Consider the following 24,431-nt stretch of genomic DNA (forward strand, 5'->3'; position numbering starts at 1 on the left):
TCCGCGTCTTATGGACATCAGTCGTCTTACCCCATCTCCTTCGGCCGGTACTGGAGTGCCTCGGCGAGATGGGCGGGGGCGATGTCGTCGGCGCCGGCGAGGTCGGCGATGGTGCGGGCTAGTTTGAGCACGCGGTGGTAGGCGCGGGCCGAGAGGGAGAGCTGCTGCACGGCGGCTCGCATCAGCCGTTCGCCCGTCTCGTCCAGGCGGCAGTACTCGCGGATCTCGGCCGGTCCCATGTCGCAGTTGAGGTGGAGTCGGGTGCCGGCGAAGCGGCGAGCCTGGATGGCGCGGGCCTCCTCGACGCGTGCGCGTACCGCGGCGGAGGGCTCGCCGAGTCGGCGGTCGGCCAGCTTCTCGTACTCGATGCGGGGCACCTCCAGGTGGATGTCGATGCGGTCGAGCAAGGGGCCGGAAATGCGCTTCTGGTAGCGGGTAATGGCGGTGGGCGAGCAGGTGCAGGGCTTTGCCGGGTCGCCGAAAAAGCCGCAGGGACAGGGGTTCATGGCAGCGACAAGAATGAACGATGCTGGAAATGTGATGGCTCCGGTGGCGCGAGAGATGGTGACGATGCGGTCCTCCAGCGGCTGACGCATGACTTCCAGCACGCGCTGGCTGAACTCGGGGAGCTCGTCCAGGAACAGGACGCCGCGGTGCGCCAGGGTGATCTCCCCTGGACGGGGCCAGGTGCCGCCGCCGACCAGTCCGGCGTAGCTGATGGTGTGGTGCGGTGCGCGGAAAGGCCGCTGGCGCAGCAAAGGGCGGTCGGCCGGGAGCAGGCCGGTTACCGAGTAGATCTTGGAGACCTCCAGCGCCTCCTCCCGCGTCAGCGGTGGCAAGATGCCCGGCATGGCACGGGCCAGCAGCGTCTTGCCGGCACCGGGAGGGCCCGTCATGAGGAGGTTGTGGCCCCCGGCAGCCGCGACCTCCATCCCGCGCTTGACATGCTCTTGCCCGCGGATGTGGGCCAGGTCGACCACGGCCTCGGGCACGTCGTCGCTCTCGGGAGCTGTGCCGTTCACGTACGGCGCGATCGGTTGCTCCCCAGTGAGGTGCCGGATCAGGTCGGCCAGGGTCGCGACGGGAATGACCTCGATCGATTCGATGAGGGCCGCCTCGGCGGCATCGACCGCGGGGACGAACGCCCGTCGCAGTCCGTGCTCCTGTGCCACGCCGACCATGGGTAGCACCCCGGTCGTATGACGCAGCGAGCCGTCGAGCGAGAGTTCTCCGATCACGAGTGTGTCGCTCAGGTCGGCCACGACCTCGCCTGAGGCCAAGAGGATTCCGAGTGCGATGGGCAGATCGTACGCCGGGCCCTCCTTGCGGATATCGGCGGGAGCCAGGTTGACGGTGATGCGACCCAGCGGGAAGCGGGCGCCGGAGTTGCGGATGGCGGCGCGTACCCGCTCACGGGATTCCTGCACGGCGGCGTCCGGCAGGCCGACGATCGTCAGGCCGGGTGAGCCGCTCCGGCAATCGACTTCAACCTCGACCAGCACGCCGTCGAGCCCGATGACGGCGCACGTCAGCACTGTCGCCAGCACCGCTCCCCCTCCCGCGGACGTCCCACCGGCCAACGTTGGCGTATCGAGCAATCAATTGTTGCGGTCAATGAGCCTAGTATAGCACGGACATGATGATCCTGGATGCAAGAGTGTGGTGTGCCTGGCTGCCCATGGACAGCCCGCGGAGACGAGGCGTAGAGGCCTGATGAGCAACACGCGTGGTGGTGGGGCGCTCTGTTGTCGGCTCGTGCCCGGGGGTAAACCCCGGGCCCAGGCCACGCCAGGGGGCATCGGGCTACTCATCCCGTGCCCCGACACCGGCGCGGCACCAACCCCAGCTCGCGGCTGGCGCCGCGCCATACCACGGCGGCGGCGGCCGCCGCCGCACTCCAAAGCCGGCTTTGACCGGCTTCCCTTGTCAGCCCGAGGTGTTCCCCGGGCACCAAGCCATCCGCAACTCAGCGCGGCTGACCGGGTCTGCTACGCCTCCGGTGTGGCTTGTTCAGCGGCCTCGGGTTGGGCGATGCGGGATGCGATGAACGGCAACAGGTCGTCCTGGGTGGCGGGGACGAGACCGCGGCTGGTACGCCGTACGCGGTAGGGGTAGGTGCGGGCGGTTGTCTTCTCCGGAACGCGCCGCCGCCCGCGTGGGTAGCTTACCTTGGGGAGCGACTTCTTGCGGTTTCGTGCCATGAATGGTCCTCCTTATCGCTCGCACGACAACGATCGGCCGCAGCCTGCGTTTGGGGAGATGGTCACAGTATACGACTCCTCGCCAGTTTTGTTCCGCGGGCGATCCTGTGGGCGAGGTACGCGAGTCCGGGTATGCTCAGGACTTCCGACACTTGACGTAGGAATGTGGGCGTCGCTACGGTTGAGCCACGGTGAGACCTTCGAGGAGGTCCTGCTCGACTGGTAGGTGGTCCACCGCGAGGGAGGGCCCATGCGTGACGTGGCCGACGGCGGATCGTCGCATGACCTGACCAACGGGAAGGGCGGGCTGCCCGATGTCCCCGGCCTCGATGGCGCGGCGGCGCGGGAGTTCGCTGCCTGGACGGACTTTCTGGATGGGCTGCGTCAGGCCCAGTCGGAGCCGCCCCTCCCCTCGATCTCGTCCGCGCTGGGGCCGGCGGACTTGGAACCGATCGCCCGCTGGTACGTCGTGCTGCGCGGCGTGCGCCGGCTGACCGAGGTGGCCGGGCTGCGGGAACACCTGGAGGGGCTGCCCCCGTGCCTTTCGGTGCGCGTGGTCGATCTCTCCTCACAGGAGGTGCGCATCATGGTCGCAGCGACCCCGCAGACCGGGAAGGCGGGGCTTGAGGAGCAGGTGCAGGTGGCACTACGCGGGGTCCAGTCGGCGGCGACGTTCGAGGTCGTTCCGGCCACGCCGCAGTAGAAGGGCTGACATGGGCTTCTACGGCGACCTCCAGGATCTCCCCCTCCAGGACATCCTCTATGTCCTGTCGAGCCACGGAAAGTCAGGGCGTCTCACTCTGAGCATCCCGACCGACGAGATCACCCTGGTGTTCCACCGAGGCCGGGTGGCATCGGTCACCACCAGCGACGAGAGTCTGCGCATCGGCCAGCTCTTGATCGATCAGGGATACATCACGGAGGAGCACGTCGAGCAGGCGCTGGCGCTGCAAGCGGTGGAGGACGGTCGTACCCGGCTTGGGGATATGCTCGTCGAACTCGGGTTCGTGAATCACCAGCAGATCTGGAAGGCTGTCGCAGCCCAGTTCGAAGCGTCGCTCTTCCGCATCTTGATCCAGCCGGGCGGCACGTTCGTCTTCACCCCGGAGGAGGTGGAGATCGATGAGGCCTTCATGGAGGAGATCCGGATCGAGCCGATCGTGCTGAACGCGATGCGGATGGCCGACGAGTGGCTCGCGACCCACGCGAAGCAGGACACCGTCAGCCTCACCGATGTGCCCTTCGTACCGGCGATTCTGGACCGGTTGGAGCGCCCCGAGTTGGACGTCCTCCTCGCGATCCTGAACGGCGCCTCGAACATGTACGACCTTGCGGCCAAGACCGGGCGCTCACAGGAAGAGCTGGACGAGGTGCTGGATCGGCTGATCACCCTCGGCTTGATTGAGCGCGCGCAGCACCCAGGCGCAGTCCCCGCCACCTAGCTCGGTGCACCGCTGCCCCTCACATCGCCCGCTGGAGCAGGGCCGCGATGGGTTCAGGCGCGGCGGCGGGAACCGGTGTCGGTCAGCACGACGCCGAGGATGCGCGCACCGACGCGGTCGAGCGATTCCCGGGCACGCTGGGCCGCAGCGCGCTTCGTCTTCCCCGATCGGACCAGCAGGAGCACGGCGTCCACACGCGGCGCCACGGCCAGCGCGTCGCCGAAGTCGGGCAGCGGAGGCGTGTTGACCACGACGAACGCGGTCTCGTCGCGCAGGCGGGCCAGAAGCCGGGCGAAGAGGTCGCTGCCGAGGAGGTCCGCCGGCAGCGTGCCGCCGGACTTGCCGGCGTGGCCGGCCGGGAGCAGGCTCAGCCCCTCGATACCGCTCTCAACCAGAGGGAGTGTCGCCGCGGGGTCGCCGGAGGCGAGCCATTCGGCGAGGCCCGTGTTGTTCGACAACCGGAAGAGCTCATGCGTCCGGGGCCGCCGGAAGTCGGCGTCCACCAGCACGACACTGTCGCCACCGAGCGCCAGGGCGGCGGCGAGGTTGGCTGCCACCTCGGCGTGCTGGCCGCCGGTTCCGGCGTCTGCGATCGCGACGGAACGGACCGCGGGCTCGACCCGCGCGAACTTCACCGTCGAGCGGAGAGATCGGTAGGCTTCAGCGACCGCCGACGCGGGGTTGGAGACGATGGCGAGGTCGATCCCACCCACGCGCGTCTGGGATTCGGCCCGCTCCTGAATCTGGCTCACCCGCGGTTCTCCTTTCTCAGGGCTCTCAGGGTGCGTCATCGGCGCGTCAGGCCCGTGGGATACCGGCCACCGTCGGCAGTGCGAGGTAGCGATCGACGTCTTCTTCGGTGCGGAGCGTGTCATCGAGATACTCCGCAGCGAAGGTCAGCAGCACGCCGACCACCAGGCCGAGGAGCAGGGCTGCCGCCGTGTTCAGCTTGACCCGCGGGCCGATCGGCGTGGACGGCGGGCCCGGCGTGTCGAGTTGCTCGACGCGCACGGTGTTGCGCTTCACCCCCTCCGTCCCGGTGGGATATTCGGTGATGAGCTGGGCGTTCTCTTCCGCAGCACGGGCGACGAACGCTTCGGCCAGCGCGTTGACGACCGCGGCGGCCCGCTCCGGGTCGGTGTCGGTCTTGACCACCTGAATCACATTGCTGTCCGAATTGCGGCCGACCGCGAGGCCGCTCATCGCCTCCCCGACGTCGATGTCAAGGTTGGCGCGCTGAAGCGCTTCGGCGACGAAGGGGGCGTTGTTGATCAAGTCCCCGTAGGAGGCGAGCCTGTTCTTTGCGTAGAGGTCCATCCAGTAATCCGGCGGCTCGGCGATGGCCATCAGACGGGCGCTGACCTGGTACGTCTTTGGCTGGGAGATGCTGTAGGCATACGCCACGCCGCCTGCCACGACGGCCGCGAGCAGGACCAGCCACCAGCGGCGTAGCACGATCAGCGCATACTCCTCCGGTCTCACCGTCCCCCCTTCCCTTCCGGGATGGTGCCGATCACCGGGAGATCCAGTGCGGCTGACACCGTCTCGGGCGAGCGCAGGGTGTCGTCCAGGTAGTCGACGAGGAAGGCAATCAGGACGCCCGCAAACAGACCAATCACCACCTGGAGCACCAGGATCAACTGCTGCCGCTGGCTGTTGGCGGCAGCGTGCTCCGGCACCTGCACTGGTGTGACAGAGACGATATCAGACGCGTTCGGAAAATTGAAGTAGCTGCCTGCCTTCTCCTCCAGCGTTGACGCCGCTGCCTGGGCAATAGCCACGGCCCGGTTTGGATCGCCGGACGTGATCCGGATCGTCAGGATGCGGTTGATGCGCTCGGATGCGAGCGACCCCTGGATCTCGCCGGGGGATACCTCAATCCCCTCGCTCGCCATCAGCATGCGCGAGACGTCCGCGGCGAAGACATTGCCCCGGACGACCTCCACCAGGTCGTCGATCAGGTACTCGCTGGCGAGGTAGGCGTAGTACTGGTCGTAGCGGAAAAAGTCTTCCTCGGGTGCCGGAGCGTCGGGCGTGCGGGCGACCGCCATCCGCAGGGTGGCGGTGTAGGTGGTTGTCGTCTGGGACGCCTGGTAGATCACTCCGGCCAGCACGAGCAACGGCACCACCACGACGAAGTACCAGCGGCGGAGGAGGATGGCCAGATACTCTTTCAGCTCCATGTCGCTACCTCCGTCCGGCGCGCCGCGGGCGGTGCGTGCCGCGCGGCCAGTCGCTCGGCAACAAAGTCGGCGATCTCACGAAGGAAACGCTCGCGGCTGAACCGGGCCGCGTGCGCAACGATCTGGTCGGTCGAGAAGGTCATCCGTTGGAAGCGCTGGACGGCGTCGATCAGTGCCTCGGGCGTCTGGGGCGAGAACAGAACGCCTGTCACGCCGTCGATCACGGTGTCGAGCGCGCCGCCGGCCGCCAGTGCGATGGCTGGTCGGCCCGCGGCCTGGACCTCCACCTGAGCGATGCCAAAATCGTCCTCAGCCGGGAAGATCGCGGCCTGGCAGCGCGCGTAGAGCCGGTACTTCTCCTCGTCGGAGACCGTGCCAAGGAACTCGATCGTCGGGCCGGCAATCCGCTCGAGGTCGGGCCGCGCCCGCCCGTCACCGACGATCTTCAGCGGCAGCCCGAGCGCGTTGAACGCCTCAATCACGATATCAAACCGCTTGTACGGCACGAGGCGCGAGACGAGCAGAAAGTAGTCGCCCACTTCGGACGGGGCGACCGGCGCTGCACCGTCGGTGTCCACCGGCGGATAGATCACCGTCGCATCGCGCCCCCAGAAGTCCGCGATGCGCTTGGCCACAGTCGTTGAGTTGGCGATGAAAAAGTCAACCGTGCGGCTCGTCGCGACGTCCCAGCGGCGCAGCAGCGCCAGGAATGGCGGAAGCACCCGGCGCACGGCGCCCGCGAGGCGCTCGCGCTCGGCGTAGCGATGAAAATCCCAGGCGAAGCGCATCGGGCTGTGGCAGTAGCAGACGTGGATCGCACCGGGCGGGGTCGGGACTCCCTTAGCCCAGGCGCTGCTCGAGCTGAGGATCAGGTCGAACCCGTCGAGCCGCATCCGCCGAAAGGCCAGCGGGTAGAAGGGGAGATACGGCTGATGGTGCCGGTGCACCGCCGGGAGCCGCTGCATGAAGGACGTGCGGATATCCCAGTCGCGGTAGTGCGAGGGCATCAGATCCGGCGCGTAGATTGACGTAAAGACCGGTGCATCGGGGTAGAGGTCGTGGAACGCTTCGAGCACCCGCTCGGCGCCGCCGTACTGGTTGAGGTAGTCGTGGACCAGAGCTACACGCTCTGCCGGCATGCGCGCACGCACCCACCCGCGAGCCCCGTCGGAGGGCCGGTTGCCGCCATCGGGGTAAGGATACACGGTTCCATAGGCGGTGCCAGCGGTCCGCCCGGTGACCCAGAGTGGAGCGGTGGCTGGGCGATGCCAGACCGTTGTTTGCCGGTAACCGATCAAAGTCCTATGATTGGTTAGATATGGTAAGGCGTGGCGCTCGGCCCAATACATCAGCGCCGAGACTGGAGGGACCGAAGGGGCGATGCGGCCGACAAACACTCGTGAAAATGGGCGGTTCAAGCTGGTCGGTGGCGTACTCTGCCTCGACTTCGCAAACACGCGTGCCAGCCGCGACACCGACAACCCGATCGAATACCTCCACTCCTACGCCGACCTCGTCGCCTGGGCCGAGCGGGTGGGGCTGGTCGACGACGGCAAGCACCTTCTGGAGGTCGCACGCCAGCGGCCTGCCGAAGCGGAGGCGGTGCTGACCCGTGCCCGGGTGCTGCGCGAGGCGATCTACGGCATCTTCTCCCACGTCTCCGCCGGCAAGCCGGTCCCTTCGGCCGATCTGGACACGCTGAACCTGGCCGTAACGGACGCCCTGAGCCGGGCGCGGGTGGTGGCGCGGCCCGATGGCTTCGCCTGGGGCTGGGCTGCTGGGCCGGACGACCTGGACCGCGTCCTCTGGCCGGTCGCGCGGTCGGCGGCCGAGCTGCTGACATCCGATGCGCTCTCCCGGGTGCGGGAGTGCGCGGGCGATCACTGCGGCTGGCTCTTCCTCGACACGAGTCGTAACCGGAGTCGCCGCTGGTGTGACATGCGCGACTGCGGCAACCGCGCCAAGGTGCGCCGCCACTACCAGCGGCACCGCAGAACGCGGCCGGACTAGCCCGGCAACGGAGCAGCAAACATTACCCGTTATCGGCGCACTCGGGGCATTACTCGCACAGGTCCGACTGGGTTGTGGGAGGACACGTCCCGCGCACTCCTCCGGTAGAGGGGGACTAGGAGTGTTCTCCGCTCACCCCCGCTCCCAGGCGCTGCGAGATCTCGGTGCCCGCGGTGCGCACGAGAGGCACGAGCGCCTCCACCTCTGCCTCCGAGACGATATGGGTTGGGAAGACAATCCCCAACCCGGCAACGCATTCGCCACGAGCATCATGGATTCCCACCGCGACTGAGCCTGCGCCTACAATTGCCTCTTCCCGGTTATAGGCGATCCCGCTGCGACGCACGGCATTCACCTCGTCAAGCAGTCGTTCAATACGGTCGATGGTATACGGTGTGACCTTCGGGAGTGGATCGGACCCGACGACCTGGCGGATGCGTTCATCAGGCATGGCTGCGAGGAGAATCTTGCCGATGGCGCCGCTGTGATACAGCCGGCGCTCACCGACCTCAATCGTGACTCGGATTGAACGGGTGCTCTCCACGGCCACGACAAAGATATAGTGTTGGCCGGCAGGTACCCCGAGATATGAGGCGTGGCCACACCTTGCAGTCAACTCTTCCATAACTGGCCTGGCTGCCTGGCTTAGTACGAGGTGTGGTCGGTATGCATTCCCAACCGCAAAGGCCAAAGGACCCACACTGTAGGCCTTGGTCACCGGGTCCTGCACCACGAAGCCTTCCTGAGCCATCGTGGCCATCATGCGGGTCACGACACTCTTATGGAGCCCGGTGGCACGTGAGAGATCAGTGACGGTCCACTGTGCGCGAGGCGGCGCCGACGGAGTGCGATGCGGCGCAAATAGGCTCAGGAGCTGCATAGCACGCTTGACCGACTGGATCACCGTACCATTCTCGCGGTCAGACATATCCTGCCTCCCCGGGAGGATCTAGCTTATGACCTTGCCCAATTGCCTATTGCAGGTGTAGGAGGTGTCATGGTACCATATGGCGCAACACGATTGTGCTATACGCAATCCGCGCCGCTCCAGCGTCGTAGCAGCGCGGCGGGTACTCCTCACGAGTGCGCTCGACTAACACCGTCGTTAGTCATCAGCTGCGCAATCTCGGGGAGATCGTAGCATCATGTGAGGGAGCCCGTGTCGTTAGCTGATCGCGCCCCCCTGCTTGAGGCGGTCGGGCTGAGCAAGTGGTACGGCCAGCACCATGTCTTACGCGAGGTCGACTTTCGAGTGCATGCAGGCGAGTCCGTTGCGGTCATCGGCGAGAACGGTGCCGGAAAATCGACGTTCGTAAAGATTCTTGCAGGTGCAATACGCCCTGATAAGGGTAAGCTGTACTTATCACGTCAATCGGTGTCCTTTGGGTCGCCGCGAGAGGCTCTCAGGCTTGGCATCGCCTTCATTCCCCAGGAGTTGGCCTATGCGCCTCACCTATCCGCTGCTGAGAACGTCGTCCTTGGTCAGTGGCCGAGCCGCGCCGGTATTACCTCACGGCGGGAGATGCTTCGCCGTGCTCGTGAAGAACTCGAGCGGATTGGGTTGGACCTAGACCTGCGGCGACCGATGGCCGAGCTGAAGCTGGCTGATCGGCAGATAGTGGAGATTCTCAAAGCCCTTGCCCGACGAGCGCGCATCATAATTCTCGACGAACCTACCGCCGCGTTGACCGAAGCGGAGAGCGAGGCGCTCTTCCGAGTGCTGAAGCAGTTAACCGCTGAGGGTGTAGCTGTGATCTACATCTCTCACCGGATGGACGAGGTGTTTCGATTCAGCGACCGAGTTGACGTGCTGCGGAACGGAGCACTGGTCGCCTCCGCTCCAACGGCGGAAACGGATCCATCAGAGTTAATCGCTCACATGCTGGGGCAAGCAGCAGAAACGTTCGAGTCGACCGGCATCGAGTCGAGCGATGAGCCGCCCACGTTAGTGCTCAGCCACTGGACGCTCGATGGTGTCACACGCCTCCAAGATGTGAGCGTCGAGGTTGGCAAGCGAGAGGTTGTTGGGGTCTTCGGAGTCCGCGGGGCTGGAGCCGACCTGCTCGCCGAAGGGTTGGCGGGAAGGCGGCCTGAGATCCGTGGAAAGGTCACCATCGACGGGGTCACGATGCCGGTGTTCAGGAATCCGCGAGCCGCGCAGCGAGCCGGCATCAGCTATGTCCCGGCTGAACGGAAGAAGGACGGGCTGATTCTCGGCCTTCCGATCCGGCATAACCTCAGCCTGCTCATTCTCCATCGACTGGCGCGGTTGGGTGTCGTGGCGAGGGGAGCGGAGCGGACCACCGCATCCACCCTAATCTCACAGTTCAATATAAGGTGTCGCAGTCAGCACCAGCCCGTGGGACAACTCAGCGGTGGGAACCAGCAAAAGGTATTACTAGCCAGTCGGCTTGCCAATCGCCCGCGAGTGCTCGTCCTGAACGAGCCGACCCGCGGCGTGGATATCGGGGCGCGGCTGGAGATTCACCGGCGGCTGCGCGAGATTGCGGCCGCTGGGACGCCGATCTTGCTCGTCACCTCGGATGTCGAAGAAGCCGTCTCGGTCAGTGACAGGCTCATCATCCTCCGTGATGGGGTGGTCGTGGATGAGTTAGTGGGCTCGCGGAAGACGCAAGGCCAGGCGCTTCGCGGCGCAACAGGGAGGGCATCAGCGTGATTGGGCGTACGGGTGTAGCGACGGATTCAACGTCCAGCGCTCGGCGCGAGTGGGCGCGAGAGAATCTGAGCCGCTTAGCGGTTGAAGCGTTTGGCCTGTTCGCGTTCTACCTCGCCGTCGTTCTCTTCTTTTCTATTCGGGCTGAGCAGTTTCTATCGTACTCAAACGCAATCAACATTCTCTCGAACGTCTCCGTCATTGGGATTGTCTCCATCGGGCAAGCACTCACGCTCATATCAGGTGGGTTTGACCTATCCGTTAGTGGCACGGTGCCGCTGGGGGCGGTGAGCTACGCCCTCTTGACCAACTCCGGGGTGAGTATTCCGCTGGCGATCCTGTTAGTCCTCGGGATCGGCATGGCGGTCGGTCTGGTGAACGGGCTGCTTATCACCAAGGTTGGTATCAACCCTCTGATTGCCACACTTGGTACACTCTCGATCACGGGTGGCCTGGCGCGAACGGTGACAAAGGGCCTGACGAAGAGCTTCGAGTACCCCGAGGCTGGCTTCCTCGCGGACTCCACCATTGGTCGAATCCCAAATCATGTGTGGGCCCTCCTCGGATTAGCCCTCCTTAGCTCCCTGATGCTGCGCTACACGGTGTTCGGCCGATCCATCTATGCGATCGGCGGTAATCGCGAGGCTAGCCGCTTGGCTGGACTCCGAGTCGATGCGTTGACGGTGTCCGTCTATATGATCTGCGGGATGCTGGCTGCCTTTGCCGGAATTGTCGTAGCGAGTCAGCTCCTCGCTGGTTCGGCGACTCTTGGCGCGAACTCGGCGCTGACGTCAATCGCGGCAGTGGTGCTTGGGGGCGCATCACTCGCCGGGGGACGCGGTGGCATCCCGGGAACGCTGGTTGGCGTGTTGATCCTGGGCACTTTGGCTAATGGTCTAGCGCTGCTTGCGGTGCCCGCCTTCTACCAAGAAATTGCGACGGGCGTCGTGCTGCTGCTCGCGGTCGGCATGGGGCGGCTGCGGGCGCTATTCGGAGCGGAGGAGTAGCGCCGTGGTGTGAACACCGATCGGTGGTGCGTCGAAGTGCAGACGGAATCATCAGTGCAGGGGGTATATGAGATGACGATCGAGAACAGGGGAAGTCAGCGGCGTCGCCGGCTCACTGCTCTCATTACCCTGATGGTAGTGGCGATGCTCGCAGTGGCCTGTGGCGGAAGTGCGATTGAACCGACGGCCACGACCGTGGCTGGTGGAGGCGACGCGGGAGGGGCAGGCTCAACGCCAGCCGCGTCGACTGAGAGCGGGGACGGTGAGTACTTCTTCACGTTCGCTAATGCCACTGCCTCTGGTCCACTCTTTGTTGGTCTGCAGGAAGGCTTGATGAAGACTGCCGAGGAGGCCGGGATCCGAATTAAGCTCTACAACAACGATTTCGACGGCGAGACGGCGCTGCGTAACGCGCAATTAATGGTGCAGGATAAGCCTGATCTGATCATCATGTATAACGCTGTTGAGGGAGTCAGTGCCTCGATCGGAAAGCTGTTTAACGATGCTGGTATCCCCTGTATTGCGGTTAATGTGCCCATCCCGGGATGCCCTTGGTTCAACCTCAGCAATAAGGAGATTGGCTACGAGACGGGGAAAGTCGTGGCCGAAGAGGCTAAGGCGCGAGGCTGGACTGGAGAGAACACGACCGTGATTCTCGTGCAGAATGCGTCGGCCGGGGAAGAGGTCAACCACTCGGTCATGTACTTCTACCAGGCGGTCGCAGAGTCGATGGAGGGTATGGATCTGATCAACGCCGAGGAGATCACACGGGACAAGACGACGATGGGGAACAACCTCGTGCAGGTCGATGGACAGTCGGCGCTCGAACCGAGCTACCTCGCGGTAAAGAACGTGCTGCCGACGATCCCACAGGACCGCAAGATCCTCGTGATGACGCCCAACGATGACTCGGCTATGGGCGCCTGGCGTGCCATCGAGGAAGCCAACCGCGCGGACGATGCGCTCATCGCCGGTCTCGGGGGCGGTGAGGAAGGACTCAAGCAACTGCGGGAGAATCCCAATTGGGTTGCCGAGGGTGACATCTTCTTCCCGTTCTGGGGACAGTATCTGCTCGCGATGGCGATCGAGATGCTCAACGGGGACACGCCGCCAGAGCGGACAGCCGCACCTCAGGTGGTGCTGACTAAGGAAACCGTCGATCAGTACTACCCCGACGGCGCAACGGTCCCGAGCATCTTGCCCCCTCTCGGCCCGGAGAACGAGTACCTGAAGGATTCACAGCTGCTCAAGTCGCTGGACAACATCGAAGGTATTAACGACTAGCGTCCGGGATCGAAGCACCTGGGATAGCAGTTCCAGCATCTCGTCGGAGCGGCTATCCCGGTCCATGGCTCCCGATCGGCACAGCAGAGGAATCGTTAGACCATCGCGAACCAGGAGATGCAAATGGGGCGCATACGCACGCGTGAGGAGTTCGATCGGGCCGCTCAACGCGTTGTCTCACGATTCTCAGGGGAGTTGGGCTTCGCGGCCAAAAACCTGACCACCGGTGAAGAGCTCGGTATCAACGCCGAATGTGTGCTGCCTACTGCGAGTGTCATCAAGACGGCGGTGCTGGTCGAGCTCATGCGTCAGGCTCACGAGGAAGGGCTCGATCTGCAAGAGCGCATGACCATGACGGCGTCGGACATCGTCGGAGGATCCGGTGTGCTCAAAGAATTGGGACCCGGGCTCCAGCCGACGGTCGCAGACGTGGCCATGCTGATGATCATTGTCAGCGACAACACGGCGACCAACATGTTGATCGATCGTGTTGGAGGGGTCGAGGCGGTGAATCGAACGATGCAAGAGCGTTATGGCCTGCGCTCCATCGTGCTCCACAACCGCGTTGACTTTGAAGTGATCGGTAACGACATCCGCCGCTTCGCGGAGGCGTCAGCAGCCGACTTAGTCCGCCTACATGAAATGATGGCACGAGGTGAGTTGATCAATGCTGAAGCCTGTCGTCAGATGATCGACGTTCTGAGTCGGCAGCAGTATCTCGATCAAGTACCCCGCTACTTCAACTATAACCAATACGCTAAGGACTTGAAGGTTGAGCAATCGTTCACCGTTGCGAACAAGACAGGTTTCTTTCCAGGGACGCGCGTCGATTCTGGCCTCATCATGCTCCACGATGGGCCAACCATTGCCTTTGCAGCAATGACCCACCGCAGTGTCGATACCTCCATGGGCTTCGAGAGCGAGGGCGCGATCACGAACGGGATTCTGGGCCGGCTATTGCTCGAGTATTGGTGGCCGGGGGAGTGGGACTCCCGGGTCGCGATTCGGCAGTCTCTGTATGTGGACGCCGCGCTTGCCTACCCGGAAGGCTGAACGGGCGAACCTGCGAAGGGGCGGCGCGTGGGGCGCCAACGAGGCCGGCTAGGCCCTGGCCGGCCTCGTCTCTTTCTTGGCGTAGGCGAGCGAAGCAGATCAGAAGGGTGGGATAGGCCAATGCCGCTGTGGATCCTGAATGGAACGGTCGTTGACGGTACGGGAGCGCCCCCACGGCGGGCTCACTTGCTGATCGACGGTGACACGATTATGGATGTGGGAGATGCCCTACAGCCGCCGGCCGAGAGTGATGCCGAAGTGATTGACGCTGAGGGGCTCACGGTTGCGCCAGGATTTATCGACTTACACAGCCACTCCGACGTAGCGCTGCTGGTGGACCCCGTCGTCCCCTGCAAGCTCAATCAAGGGATCACGTTGGAGTTACTCGGGCAGGATGGCCTCTCCGTGGCCCCGCTCACCGACGAGGTCGCTCCTCTCTGGCGCCGCCACCTGAGTGGGCTTGTAGGAACATATGATGTCGAGTGGGATTGGCGCTCCTTCGATGACTACCTTACTCGACTCGGTCCTACGGCCGCAAATGTGGCGGCGCTGGTGGGGCACGGCACATTGCGCCTCAACGTAATGGGCATGGCGAATCGACCGGCCACTGCTCGGGAAATTGATCAGATGTGCGACTTGCTCCGGGCCTCGCTGGCCGCGGGTGCGTTCGGCTTATCAGGTGGGCTGGTCTACACGCCGGGCGCTTACGCTTCCTTTGACGAGCTGGTCGCACTCAATCGGATAGTGGCTGAGGCAGGGAGAATCTGGGTCGTCCACATTCGCTACGAGGGAGACCGCATCGACGACGCCTTGGACGAGATGTTCCGTATCGTAGATCTCACGGGGGTCGCCCTGCACATCTCACACTTCAAGCTCATGGGGCGGAACAACTGGGGACGCGCCCAAGCCGTTGTTGATCGTATCGAGGAGCAACGGGCGCGTGGTCGTGACGTCACTGTGGATCAATATCCATACATGGCCGGAAGCACGATGCTTTCCGCGATCCTGCCTCCGTGGGCCCACGCCGAGGGACCAGAGCGGCTGCGGGAGTACCTCCGAGATCCGATACGTCTCGAAAAGATGGCGGCGGAGGTCGAGGCGGGATCACCTCATTGGGAGAGTTTCGTCGGTAACGCTGGCTGGGAGAACATCTACATCTCCGATGTGGCGGCGGAGGAGCACAGGGATCTCGTTGGAAAATCCTTATCGCAAATAGGCGACCTATGGAGGTGTTCGCCGTTTGAGGCCGCGGTGCGATTGCTGCTCGAGGCTGATCTCGCGGTATCTATGGTCCTTCATGCGATGCACGAGGACGACGTCCGGACCATCCTGGCCCAACCCTGGCGCTTGGGCGGCACGGATGCACTCTTGGGTGGGAAGCCGCACCCCCGGTCCTATGGTTCGTACCCTCGTATTCTGGGCCGCTATGTCCGTGATGAAGGAGTCGTCTCGCTGCCCGAGGCCATCCGGCAGATGACCGGAGGCGCCGCACAACGCCTCCGGATCGACGACCGCGGTGTGATTGCACCTGGAATGAAGGCTGATCTCTGCCTCTTCGATGCCGACCGCATCATCGATAGGGCCACGTTTGATGATCCGATGCAGCTCCCGGACGGCATCGCTTGGGTTATCGTCAATGGTCAGCCAGTGCTCCGCGATCAGCAGCCGACTGGAAATCTGCCGGGTCGTGTGCTGAGGCAGCGCTGAGCGCCTTTCCAGTCCCTGGTGTGCCTCGTGCGGCGGACGCGACCGAAAGTGTGGAGCATGGCCAAACCCTGGTGAGCGGCTAGTATCAAGCCGCTGCTGCCACGCCCCACAGCGTCCGCCCCCGCATCGCCGATCTTACCTGTTAGACCGGGATCCGCTTCGGGCGCTGAACTGGCATTCCCTTGGAGCTAACGATGTTGGGCTAGTACGCCCCGCGGCCGAGGAGGACGGCGGGGATGGTGCGGAGGATCAGCTTGATGTCGAGCCAGGGCGACCAGTGCTCGGCGTAGTAGAGATCCAGCTTCACCATCTCGTCGAAGGTGAGGTTGCTGCGGCCGTTGACCTGCCACAGCCCGGTCAGGCCCGGGGTGACCATGAGGCGCTGGTAGTGCCAGTCCTCATAGGCGGCGACCTCGGACGGAACTTGCGGCCGCGGCCCGACCACGCTCATCTCCCCAACCAGGACGTTGAAGAACTGAGGCAGCTCGTCCAGTGAGGTGCGGCGCAGGATGCGTCCCACCCGCGTCACCCGCGGGTCGTCCTTCAGCTTGAAGAGCAGGCCGTCCTTGGGCGATGCGGCTGCCAGTAGCTCCGCCTTCTTCTCCTCCGCGTCCTTGCACATCGAGCGGAACTTATAGAGAGTGAAGCGGCGGCCGTTCTTCCCGACCCGCTCCTGCCCGAAAAGGATCGGGCCGGGAGAGTCCAGCTTGATCGCAATGGCGATCAGGAGCATGAGCGGCGCGGCCAGTGTCAGCACGGTGGTGGCGATCACCACGTCCATGGCGCGCTTGACCGCGTAGTTCCAGCCGCTGATGCGCGCGTCCTTGACCTCGATCAGGGCCAGGCCCGCGACCTCGTTGATGCGCACGCGGTCGAGCGCCATCTCAAAGAGGTCGGGGACGAACATGAACGGGATTCCCCGCTCGCGACACGTCGCGATCACGTGCGCCACTGCATTGTGTTCCGTCGGCGGGAGGGCGATCATCACCTCGTCGATCTCGTGGCGATCGACGATCTCGCCGATATCGGCAAGCCGCCCAAGGTACTCGGGTCGTTCGACGCGGCGCTCGGTCGCGATGCCCCAGTCGTCGTCGAGCGGCACGTCATCCGCCAGCCCCGCGACGCGGTAACCCAGTTGCGGCTGGTTGTAGATGTACTGGAGCAGCCGCTGGCCCGCACGCCCGGCGCCGACCACCAGCACCCGGTCGACTCCGATCCCGCGGCGCCAGAGCAGTTGCCGGCCGAAGCGCACCGCCAGGCGCTTGGTCAGTAGCAGCGCGATCATGAGCAGCCAGGCGTAGATGAAGATCAAACGGGATGGATAGAAGCGCTGCAGGAAGCTGTACAGGATGACGATGGCCATCGCGGTCGTGGACCCGCTGACGACGGTCTGAGCCTCGTCGAGGAAACTGGTCCAGCGCGGTAAGCGGTAGAGGCCCCGCAGGTGGAAGATGATTACCGAGATGACGACCAGGAGCAGGGCCTTGCCGAGGAAGAAGTCGAAGGGTTGCGAGAATCCCGGCAGGACATCGCCGCCAAGTTCGAGACGGTAGCGCAGCCAGTACGCGAGCGCGAACGCGAGGAGAACGAGCGCGGCGTCGGTTCCGGCGCGGAGCGTTTGGGTGAGCCAGCGTGGCTCGCGCCGTGCGCTGGCGCGCTGCTGCACACCGGTGCTGGTACGAAGCTCGGCCGTCACATCTCTTCCCGTTAGCGCTGCCATCCGCGCCAAGCCTCCTTGCGGGTCCCCCGGCAACGCAGCACGGCGTAGTATAGCAGAGGGACTGATCGGTGCCGCGCTGCCGGCGCCTGGTTCCCGTGCCCACAAGCATGGGACTTTCGGGGGAGATGGCTCCGTTTGCCCTATGCTAAGATCGATCCCAGGGATCTGTCGAGATACAGGATGGATTCATGGAACGCCTCTGGACACCGTGGCGGATGCGGTACGTCGGCGGCGAAGCGCGCGAGCCAGGGTGCATCTTCTGCCTGCGCCCGGCCGGCGACGACGACGTCGAGTCGTTGATCCTGCACCGCGGTACCACCGCCTTCGTGATAATGAATCTGTACCCGTACAACACCGGCCACGTGATGGTCGTACCGTACCAGCACGCAGCGACGCTTGCCGACCTGCCACCCGAGACGGTCACTGAAGTCTTCGGACTGCTTCCCTGGGTCACCGCGGCCCAGCAGCGCACACTCCGGTGCGAGGGGTTCAACATCGGCCTCAACATCGGCAGCGTTGCCGGGGCCGGTGTCGCCGACCACCTGCACGTGCACGTCGTGCCAAGGTGGGAAGGCGACGCGAATTTCATGCCAATCGTTGCCAACACCATGGTCTTGCCCGAGCTCATTCCGGTCACCTACGCCAAGCTTCGTGCCGAACTGGTCGTCTCCGGGCTCGGTCGCGAGGCGGATGACCGCGCCCTGCCGCAGGCCGGCGCGGTCGTGCTGGTGCCGGAGGAGCGCAAGGTGGCCATACGCCGGGCAAGGGATGGCTCGCTGGTCCTGCCCAAGGGGCACATCGAGCCGGGCGAGGCTGCCTGGCAGGCGGCCGTGCGCGAGGTCGGGGAGGAGATGGGGCTGCGGGCGCAGGTGGCCGGTTGGGCCGGGTCGTCCCGCTTCACCGTGGATGGCGAGGAGAAGCTCGTCGCCTACCTGACCGTCACCGCGGAGCCCGGCCCCGACTGGGACGCGCACCTCGGTGTCGACACACTGCTGCTCGACCCGGAGGAGGCGGTAGCGGCCCTGACGCACGACGCCGCTCGCGACATCCTCCGGGCGGCGTTGGACCGGGCGGGTTCGCTCCTCGGAGCCGGGGCATGAGGCGGACGCGATCCGCCCTGATGGTCGCGCTGCTCATCGCCACTGCCCTGGCGCCTCTGGCGGCGCGATCGACGCCCCGGGTGGCGGCGCAACCGGCCCTCCCCGAGCAGGTCTACCTGGCGCTGGGGGACTCGATCGCCGCCGGGTTGGTCACGAGCCTCCCACGGGTACGCGGCTACCCGTGGCTGGTGCGTGACCTGATGGAGAAACATTTCACGAGCGAGGGCGCGCCCGCGGTGACACTCATCAACCGGGCAGTGCCCGGCGAGACGACGACCTCGTTCCTCGCGGGGGACCAGCTCCGCGAGGCGCGGGCCGACATCGAGGCGGCTCGCGCGCGGGGCGCGGAGGTCCGGGCGGTGACCGTCACGCTCGGCGGCAACGACATCCTGCGGCTGGCTGGTAGCGACGAGGCAGAGCGCCAGGCCGGGTTGGTCCAGTTCCGTTCCACGTTTCCCGCGGCGCTGGCCGCGATCCGGGAGGCGCTGGGTGAAATGCCGGCCGACATCGTGGTGACGACGTACTACGACCTGAGCGAGGGGAATCCCGCCGAGGAGGGGAGCGACGCCTGGTGGGTGGCCCAGTTCAACGAGGTCATCCGCCAAAGCGCGGCTGCGGAGGGAGCGCGGGTGGCGGACGTCGAGCCGGTCTTCCGAGGGAACATCCGTGAATGGACCTGGTATCCGTCGGACATCCATGCGAACAATGCCGGGCACGCCGAGATCGCGCGCCTCGTCTGGCAGGCGCTGGGTTACGACCAGGAACCACCGACCGTCACCATCGAGCGACCGGCTGCCGGACCGCTCGGGCGCCGGACGCCGACGGTCCGCGTTCGCGCTGACGATGCGGTGGGGGTCACCCGGGTGGAACTGCTCGTGGACGGTACGTATGTTCAGGACCTGCGCTACATCCCGTCCCAGGGTGCCTACCTGGGCGTGTGGGATGCGCGCGATTGGTCTGACGCCTCCGCCACGCTGACCGTACGCGCCACCGATCTCGCGGGGAATCAGGCGAGCGCGGAGGTCGAGGTCGCGTTGCCGGGAAGCTAGCAGCGCGGGAAGGTAGGGGAGTCCGATGTTCACGCCGTATCAGGCTCGGCCGGCCGATGACATGGAGCTGGACCTCCAGGGTCGGCTCGGCGTGTTCACGCTCTCAGACCTTTTCCAGATGCTCAGCTTCACTCAGAAGACGGGCATTCTCACGCTGATTCAGGGGTGGAACACTCGGACCATCACTTTCGAGGACGGCCGGGTCAGCTACGTCGCTGCCGGGAGCCGGCTCCCGACCATGACCGAGCTGCTGGCGCGGCTCGGTAAGCTGACGCGGGAGCACGTCGTCGCGCTGCGCCAGCGGGGGCTGTACAGCGAAGAGGCCATCGTCAAGCACCTGCGGGAGACCAACGCGATCACCAACGACGACATCCGCGCCTGCGAGGAGCAACTGCTCGAGATCTCGATCTATACCCTGTTCCTCTGGCGTAACTGCTACTTTACCTTCAAGGCGGGCGAGGTCGTGCGCGAGGGCGGCGTCCCGGTCGCCATCGACAGCATGCGCCTGATCATCGAGGGGACGAGGCGCGTCGATGAGTGGATCCAGCTCTCGCCGGTGGTGCCGTCGGTCTACATGATCTTCCGCCGTCGCGCACAGCAGCCGGAGGCCGCGCCCCCGGAGGAACTCCAAGGGGTATTCCGGCTCGTGGATGGCCACCGCGACGTCGTGACCATTGCCCGGGAGGCGGGCCTGACGCAGTTTGAGACCGCCCGCGCCCTCTACCTGCTCGCGACGCAGGGCTACATCGAGGCCATCCCCCCGAACAAGGCCAAGGTGATCGAGCTGTTCAACCTGGCGGTCGAGTCGATCTACCTGAAGCTGGTCTTGTTCGACCACGCGCGCGTCGCCCTGGAGTTTGAGAACCAGCTCAATCGCTTCGCGGTCGAGAACCGGTTGAAGGTGCGCATGGCGGCCGGGAAGGTCATCATCAGCGACCAGAACACGCCGATCTCCCCGACCGAGCTGGTGGACCTCTACAAGCTCTTCATCGCCATCCAGAACAACAAGTTCTCGAAGATGTTCGACCCGGTGGTGGCGCAGGGTCTCATGGAGGGCTTGTACCGCCACACCGACGCCGAGTTCCAGCAGATGATGCGCATGTATGAGTTCATCGAGATCGAGGGTCTGCTCCTGCGCGACATGATGGCGGGCGCGCCCGCCTAGACCGCCCGCGCAGTGGAGCTCGCGCTGCCCGGCCGAGGGCGACATCCTGTGCGGCTCAGCGGACCTGGGTCATGGCACGCCGTCCGCGATCGCTAGGTGGCAGGTGCCGGTCACGCGGTATCGGGAGCGAGGAGGAACAGCCACAATGAACGATGCCGAACCCCGTGGTACAGAGCCGCCCCGGGCGGCCGATGAGGAGGAAGCGAACCCCACCCTATCCCGCGCCGCGCGCCTGGGGCAGCCGACAGAGGACCGCCGGCTGCTGGAATCCCCTGGACGACAACCATCCTCGACAGCCTTCCTCGAAACCGACCCGTGGCGCATCCTCCGTATTCAGGGCGAGTTCGTCGAGGGTTTCGACGCGCTGGCACGGGTGACTCAGGGGGTGAGCTTCTTCGGCTCATCCCGCATCGACGAGTCGGACCCGATGTACGCCGCCGCACGTGCCCTGGCCTTTGACCTGTCCCGCGCCGGCTTCGCCATCATCACCGGCGGTGGGCCGGGGATCATGGAGGCCGCCAACCGCGGCGCCCACGACGCCGGGGGACTCTCGGTCGGCTGCAACATCGAGCTGCCGTTCGAGCAGGGCATGAATCCCTACGTCAATCTGGCCATCAACTTCCGCTACTTCTTTGTCCGCAAGACGATGTTCGTCAAGTACGCCGAGGCGTTCGTCATCTTCCCCGGCGGGTTCGGTACGCTCGATGAGTTGTTCGAGGCGCTGACGCTTATCCAGACCGAGAAGATCTCCTACTTCCCGGTGATCCTCTTCGGGCGGGACTACTGGCAGGGGCTGATCGACTGGCTCGCACGGACCGTGGTCGCCGAGGGAATGATCTCGGTGAAGGACCTGACCAGACTTGTGGTGACCGATTCGGTCGAAGAGGCTTCCTTCCTGATCCAGGACTGCCACCGCCGCCGGTGCTGGCTCCCCGAGGAGCGCTCGGTCGCCGCCGAGGTCGGTCTAATCGACGACCGGGAGCAGTGACAGGGTGATTCCGCGCGCGTGCCTGCGAAGATCCCCGGCCGCGGCTTCCACGTGACGCGGTCCACCTCAGGCATGGCGATCACGAGGCTAGGGATCCAGCGGCTGAATCCGCCTGCCGCTTCGAGACCCGTTGTTGTGACCGTTTCGCTCCCGATGCCGACAGCCGTGCCTTCGTCGACTCCCCCTCCCTTGGGCGAAAATCGGTCGGAAGGATCGACGACGCGGGCATACGGGTGTGCTGGTGTTATCCTGGTTGCAAATGGGGCGGTCCTCAGTTTCGGTCCAGGAAACGCGCCGCGTTATCGCGGCCAACGGTCAGGAGGTGGGCCATGTCCACGGTGCGTGCAGCGGTCGTGCAGGCGGCACCGGTCGCCTTCGATCTGGATGCGACGCTGGAGAAGACCGAGCGGCTCCTCGCGGACGTCGATGCGGACCTGGTGGTCTTCCCGGAGGCCTTCCTCTCGGCCTACCCGCGCGGGATCACCTTCGGGGCCACCGTCGGCTCGCGCACCCCGGAGGGCCGTGAGTGGTACCGGCGCTACTGGGAGTCCTCGGTCGAGGTGCCCGGCCCTGCCACTCGGCGGCTGGGGGAGCTGGCGCGCGAGCGGAACATGTACCTCGTGATGGGGGTCATCGAGCGGGACGGGGGCACGCTCTACTGCACGGTCCTCTTCTTCAACCCCCAGGGGGAGTTGATGGGCAAGCACCGCAAGCTGATGCCGACCGCGGCGGAGCGGCTCGTCTGGGGCTATGGCGACGGCTCGACGCTGCCGGTGTTCGACACACCGATCGGCAAGATCGGCGCGGTGATCTGCTGGGAGAACTACATGCCGCTAATGCGCATGGCGATGTATCAGAAGGGCATCCAGATCTACTGCGCACCGACGGCCGACCAGCGGGACACCTGGGTGGCCAGCATGCAACACATCGCCTGCGAGGGACGCTGCTTCGTCCTCTCGGCCAACCAGTTCGCGCGTCGCCGCGACTACCCGGACGACTACCCGATCGAGGGGGTCACCGACCCCGATACCGTCCTCTGCCGGGGCGCCTCGATGATCGTCTCACCGTTGGGCCAGATCCTGGCCGGCCCGGCGATCGACGGTGAGACGATCCTCACCGCCGACCTGGATCTCGACGACGTGGTGCGGGGTAAATACGACTTCGACGCAGTCGGGCACTATTCCCGTCCAGACGTCTTCCAGCTCATCGTCGACGAGCGCCCGAAGCGCCCGGTGACCTTCCAGCGGGAGCCCGAGCCTGCCCCGGATGCGCCGCAGGAGGAATGGGCGCCTCTCCCCGAGAAGCAGGCTGTACCGGTTCGGTAGCCTGGGGCACTGCGCGGGCCGGGCGTCCTCCTCCTTCCTGCTTGGTGCCGATCCGGATGAAAATGGGAGAGTGCCGATTGCCCCAGGGGCCCGGGAGGTGGCACGGGGCCAGACGAAAGGGAACAAAGAGGGTGACAGCGCAGGGAGGAAACCTCGATCTCGCCGATGTGTTCGCCTACATCGACGAGCACCGCGACGCGTTCATCGACCAGTTGATCGACTATGTCCGGCGGCCGAGCATCAGCGCCCACGGTGTCGGGATCGCTGAGGTGGCTGAGTACATCGCCGGGGTGATGCAAGAGATCGGGCTGAACACCCGTGTGATCCCGACTGCGGGCTGGCCGATGGTGCTGGGGGAGCGCATGGATCGACCGGGGGCGCCGACGGTGCTCCTCTACGGCCATTACGACGTGCAACCACCCGACCCGCTGGAGGAGTGGGTCACGCCCCCATTCGAGCCGTCCATCCGCGACGGCCGCCTCTACGCACGCGGCGTGGGCGACAACAAGGGCCAGCACCTGGCTCAGATCCTGGCGCTCAAGTCCCTGCTGGCGGTGCGGGGTGAGCTTCCGTGTAACGTCAAAGTACTGCTGGAGGGTGAGGAAGAGGTCGGCAGTCCACACATGCCCGCCTTCATCCAGGAACACCGGGATGAGGTTATGGCCGACCTGGTCATCACCAGCGACGGACCGGTCGACGAGAGCGGCCGGAGCCGCATCCTCTTCGGAGTGCGGGGCGTGCTGAGCTTCGAACTGCGCGCCCGCGGGGCCAACCGTGACCTGCACTCCGGCAACTTCGGTGGCGTGGCACCGAACCCGATCTGGACCCTGGTGCACCTCCTGGCCACGATGAAGAACGCTCAGGGCGAGGTCACGATCGAGGGCTTCTACGACGACGTGCTCCCCCTGACGCCGCTGGAGCAGGAGGCGCTGGCGAAGCTCCCGATCGACGAGGAGGCGGTCAAGGCGTCCCTCGGTATCGCCGAGTTCGACGAGCCGCGCGAGCGGGGCTACTTCGAGCGACTCGCCGCCTGGCCGACCTTCACCATCAACGGGTTCCACGGCGGGTATGGCGGCCCAGGCTCGAAGACGGTCCTGCCGCATGAGGCCGTCGTCAAGTGCGACGTGCGGTTGGTTGAGGCGCAGAAGGCCGACGACATCTTTGCCAAGATCGAGGCCCACGTGCGCAAGCACGCGCCGAACGTCGAGGTCATCCGACAGGGCTCGATGGAACCGTCCAAGACCCCGCTCGATTCGCCGTATGCCGAGCCGATCCGGCGCGGTGTTGCCCTGGGCCAGGGAGAGGAGCCGCTGCTCGTGCCGGCCCTGGGCGGCAGTCTCCCAGACTACGTCTTCACCAAGATCCTGGGTATCCCGGCCTTCGGGGTTCCGTACGCCAACCCCGACGAGTCCAACCATGCGCCGAACGAGAACCTGGAGCTTGAGCGCTTCATCAAGGGAATCAAGACCGGTGCCGCGATGCTCACGGCGCTGGGCCAGATGTGACGCGGCGGGGCGGCCGCC

Annotated in this window: 22 protein-coding genes; 14 read left to right on the forward strand and 8 right to left on the reverse strand. The window is 65.2% G+C overall.

What is annotated here, in order from left to right:
• Positions 1 to 26: 26 nt before the first annotated feature.
• Entirely contained in the window at positions 27 to 1,547 is a 1,521-nt protein-coding gene (locus tag STHE_RS13660) for a YifB family Mg chelatase-like AAA ATPase (RefSeq protein ID WP_012873178.1), read from the reverse strand.
• Positions 1,548 to 1,988: 441 nt separating this feature from the next.
• Positions 1,989 to 2,201, reverse strand: a complete 213-nt coding sequence (locus STHE_RS13665; protein ID WP_012873179.1) for a hypothetical protein — start codon at positions 2,199 to 2,201, stop codon at positions 1,989 to 1,991.
• A gap of 250 nt (positions 2,202 to 2,451) precedes the next feature.
• Between STHE_RS13665 and STHE_RS13670 the strand changes: the two genes are divergently transcribed.
• Together STHE_RS13670 and STHE_RS13675 are read left to right on the forward strand one after the other, a co-directional pair.
• A complete protein-coding gene (locus tag STHE_RS13670; RefSeq protein WP_012873180.1) occupies positions 2,452 to 2,904 on the forward strand; it encodes a hypothetical protein in 453 nt (150 codons plus the stop codon).
• Between the two features lie 10 nt (positions 2,905 to 2,914).
• On the forward strand, positions 2,915 to 3,643 hold the full coding sequence (locus tag STHE_RS13675; RefSeq protein WP_012873181.1) for a DUF4388 domain-containing protein: 729 nt from the start codon (positions 2,915 to 2,917) through the stop codon (positions 3,641 to 3,643).
• 53 nt (positions 3,644 to 3,696) lie between these two features.
• On the opposite strand, the gene STHE_RS13680 is transcribed toward STHE_RS13675, so the two are convergent.
• From STHE_RS13680 to STHE_RS13695, 4 genes are read right to left on the reverse strand one after another with little or no spacing between them, the layout of a single operon-like run.
• Positions 3,697 to 4,395: a CpsD/CapB family tyrosine-protein kinase gene (locus STHE_RS13680; RefSeq protein ID WP_012873182.1), complete on the reverse strand. Its 699-nt coding sequence runs from the start codon at positions 4,393 to 4,395 to the stop codon at positions 3,697 to 3,699.
• Between the two features lie 46 nt (positions 4,396 to 4,441).
• The gene (locus STHE_RS13685; protein WP_012873183.1) at positions 4,442 to 5,125 is read right to left on the reverse strand and encodes a YveK family protein; all 684 of its coding nucleotides are present in this window, start codon (positions 5,123 to 5,125) and stop codon (positions 4,442 to 4,444) included.
• The gene (locus STHE_RS13690; RefSeq protein WP_012873184.1) at positions 5,122 to 5,826 is read right to left on the reverse strand and encodes a YveK family protein; all 705 of its coding nucleotides are present in this window, start codon (positions 5,824 to 5,826) and stop codon (positions 5,122 to 5,124) included. Before STHE_RS13690 ends, STHE_RS13685 begins: the two co-directional genes overlap by 4 nt.
• Complete coding sequence (locus STHE_RS13695; protein WP_012873185.1) at positions 5,817 to 6,965, reverse strand: glycosyltransferase; 1,149 nt, start codon at positions 6,963 to 6,965, stop codon at positions 5,817 to 5,819. The genes STHE_RS13690 and STHE_RS13695 overlap by 10 nt, the downstream gene beginning before the upstream one ends.
• 241 nt (positions 6,966 to 7,206) lie before the next feature.
• Here STHE_RS13695 and STHE_RS13700 point away from each other — a divergent pair, with 241 nt between their 5' ends.
• A complete protein-coding gene (locus STHE_RS13700) occupies positions 7,207 to 7,836 on the forward strand; it encodes a CGNR zinc finger domain-containing protein (RefSeq protein ID WP_012873186.1) in 630 nt (209 codons plus the stop codon).
• Between the two features lie 115 nt (positions 7,837 to 7,951).
• On the opposite strand, the gene STHE_RS13705 is transcribed toward STHE_RS13700, so the two are convergent.
• The gene (locus tag STHE_RS13705; protein WP_012873187.1) at positions 7,952 to 8,764 is read right to left on the reverse strand and encodes an IclR family transcriptional regulator; all 813 of its coding nucleotides are present in this window, start codon (positions 8,762 to 8,764) and stop codon (positions 7,952 to 7,954) included.
• A gap of 219 nt (positions 8,765 to 8,983) precedes the next feature.
• On the opposite strand from STHE_RS13705, the gene STHE_RS13710 reads away from it, so the two are divergent.
• From STHE_RS13710 to STHE_RS13730, 5 genes are all read left to right on the forward strand, one after another.
• A complete protein-coding gene (locus STHE_RS13710; protein WP_052295380.1) occupies positions 8,984 to 10,513 on the forward strand; it encodes a sugar ABC transporter ATP-binding protein in 1,530 nt (509 codons plus the stop codon).
• The gene (locus tag STHE_RS13715; RefSeq protein ID WP_012873189.1) at positions 10,510 to 11,517 is read left to right on the forward strand and encodes an ABC transporter permease; all 1,008 of its coding nucleotides are present in this window, start codon (positions 10,510 to 10,512) and stop codon (positions 11,515 to 11,517) included. The genes STHE_RS13710 and STHE_RS13715 overlap by 4 nt, the downstream gene beginning before the upstream one ends.
• Before the next feature lie 72 nt (positions 11,518 to 11,589).
• The gene (locus STHE_RS13720) at positions 11,590 to 12,801 is read left to right on the forward strand and encodes a sugar ABC transporter substrate-binding protein (protein WP_148220101.1); all 1,212 of its coding nucleotides are present in this window, start codon (positions 11,590 to 11,592) and stop codon (positions 12,799 to 12,801) included.
• Between the two features lie 123 nt (positions 12,802 to 12,924).
• Positions 12,925 to 13,854 (forward strand): serine hydrolase, encoded by a 930-nt coding sequence (locus STHE_RS18170; protein ID WP_012873191.1) that lies wholly within the window; start codon positions 12,925 to 12,927, stop codon positions 13,852 to 13,854.
• A gap of 120 nt (positions 13,855 to 13,974) precedes the next feature.
• Complete coding sequence (locus STHE_RS13730; RefSeq protein ID WP_012873192.1) at positions 13,975 to 15,561, forward strand: N-acyl-D-amino-acid deacylase family protein; 1,587 nt, start codon at positions 13,975 to 13,977, stop codon at positions 15,559 to 15,561.
• A 202-nt stretch (positions 15,562 to 15,763) separates the two neighbouring features.
• On the opposite strand, the gene STHE_RS13735 is transcribed toward STHE_RS13730, so the two are convergent.
• Complete coding sequence (locus STHE_RS13735; protein ID WP_012873193.1) at positions 15,764 to 17,281, reverse strand: undecaprenyl-phosphate glucose phosphotransferase; 1,518 nt, start codon at positions 17,279 to 17,281, stop codon at positions 15,764 to 15,766.
• 188 nt (positions 17,282 to 17,469) lie between these two features.
• Between STHE_RS13735 and STHE_RS13740 the strand changes: the two genes are divergently transcribed.
• The 6 genes from STHE_RS13740 (at position 17,470) to STHE_RS13765 (ending at position 24,413) form a co-directional block, all read left to right on the forward strand.
• Complete coding sequence (locus tag STHE_RS13740) at positions 17,470 to 18,381, forward strand: NUDIX domain-containing protein (protein ID WP_012873194.1); 912 nt, start codon at positions 17,470 to 17,472, stop codon at positions 18,379 to 18,381.
• Entirely contained in the window at positions 18,378 to 19,430 is a 1,053-nt protein-coding gene (locus STHE_RS13745; protein WP_012873195.1) for a GDSL-type esterase/lipase family protein, read from the forward strand. Before STHE_RS13740 ends, STHE_RS13745 begins: the two co-directional genes overlap by 4 nt.
• A 25-nt stretch (positions 19,431 to 19,455) precedes the next feature.
• Entirely contained in the window at positions 19,456 to 20,595 is a 1,140-nt protein-coding gene (locus tag STHE_RS13750; RefSeq protein WP_012873196.1) for a DUF4388 domain-containing protein, read from the forward strand.
• A 145-nt stretch (positions 20,596 to 20,740) separates the two neighbouring features.
• Positions 20,741 to 21,583 carry an LOG family protein gene (locus tag STHE_RS13755; protein ID WP_012873197.1) on the forward strand — a complete coding sequence of 281 codons (843 nt, stop codon included), beginning with the start codon at positions 20,741 to 20,743 and terminating at the stop codon, positions 21,581 to 21,583.
• Positions 21,584 to 21,912: 329 nt separating this feature from the next.
• On the forward strand, positions 21,913 to 22,908 hold the full coding sequence (locus tag STHE_RS13760) for a nitrilase-related carbon-nitrogen hydrolase (protein ID WP_083776166.1): 996 nt from the start codon (positions 21,913 to 21,915) through the stop codon (positions 22,906 to 22,908).
• A 131-nt stretch (positions 22,909 to 23,039) separates the two neighbouring features.
• A complete protein-coding gene (locus STHE_RS13765) occupies positions 23,040 to 24,413 on the forward strand; it encodes a M20/M25/M40 family metallo-hydrolase (protein WP_012873199.1) in 1,374 nt (457 codons plus the stop codon).
• The last annotated feature ends 18 nt before the right edge of the window (positions 24,414 to 24,431 follow it).

The sequence above is a fragment of the Sphaerobacter thermophilus DSM 20745 genome (genome assembly GCF_000024985.1).
GTDB lineage: Bacteria > Chloroflexota > Chloroflexia > Thermomicrobiales > Thermomicrobiaceae > Sphaerobacter > Sphaerobacter thermophilus.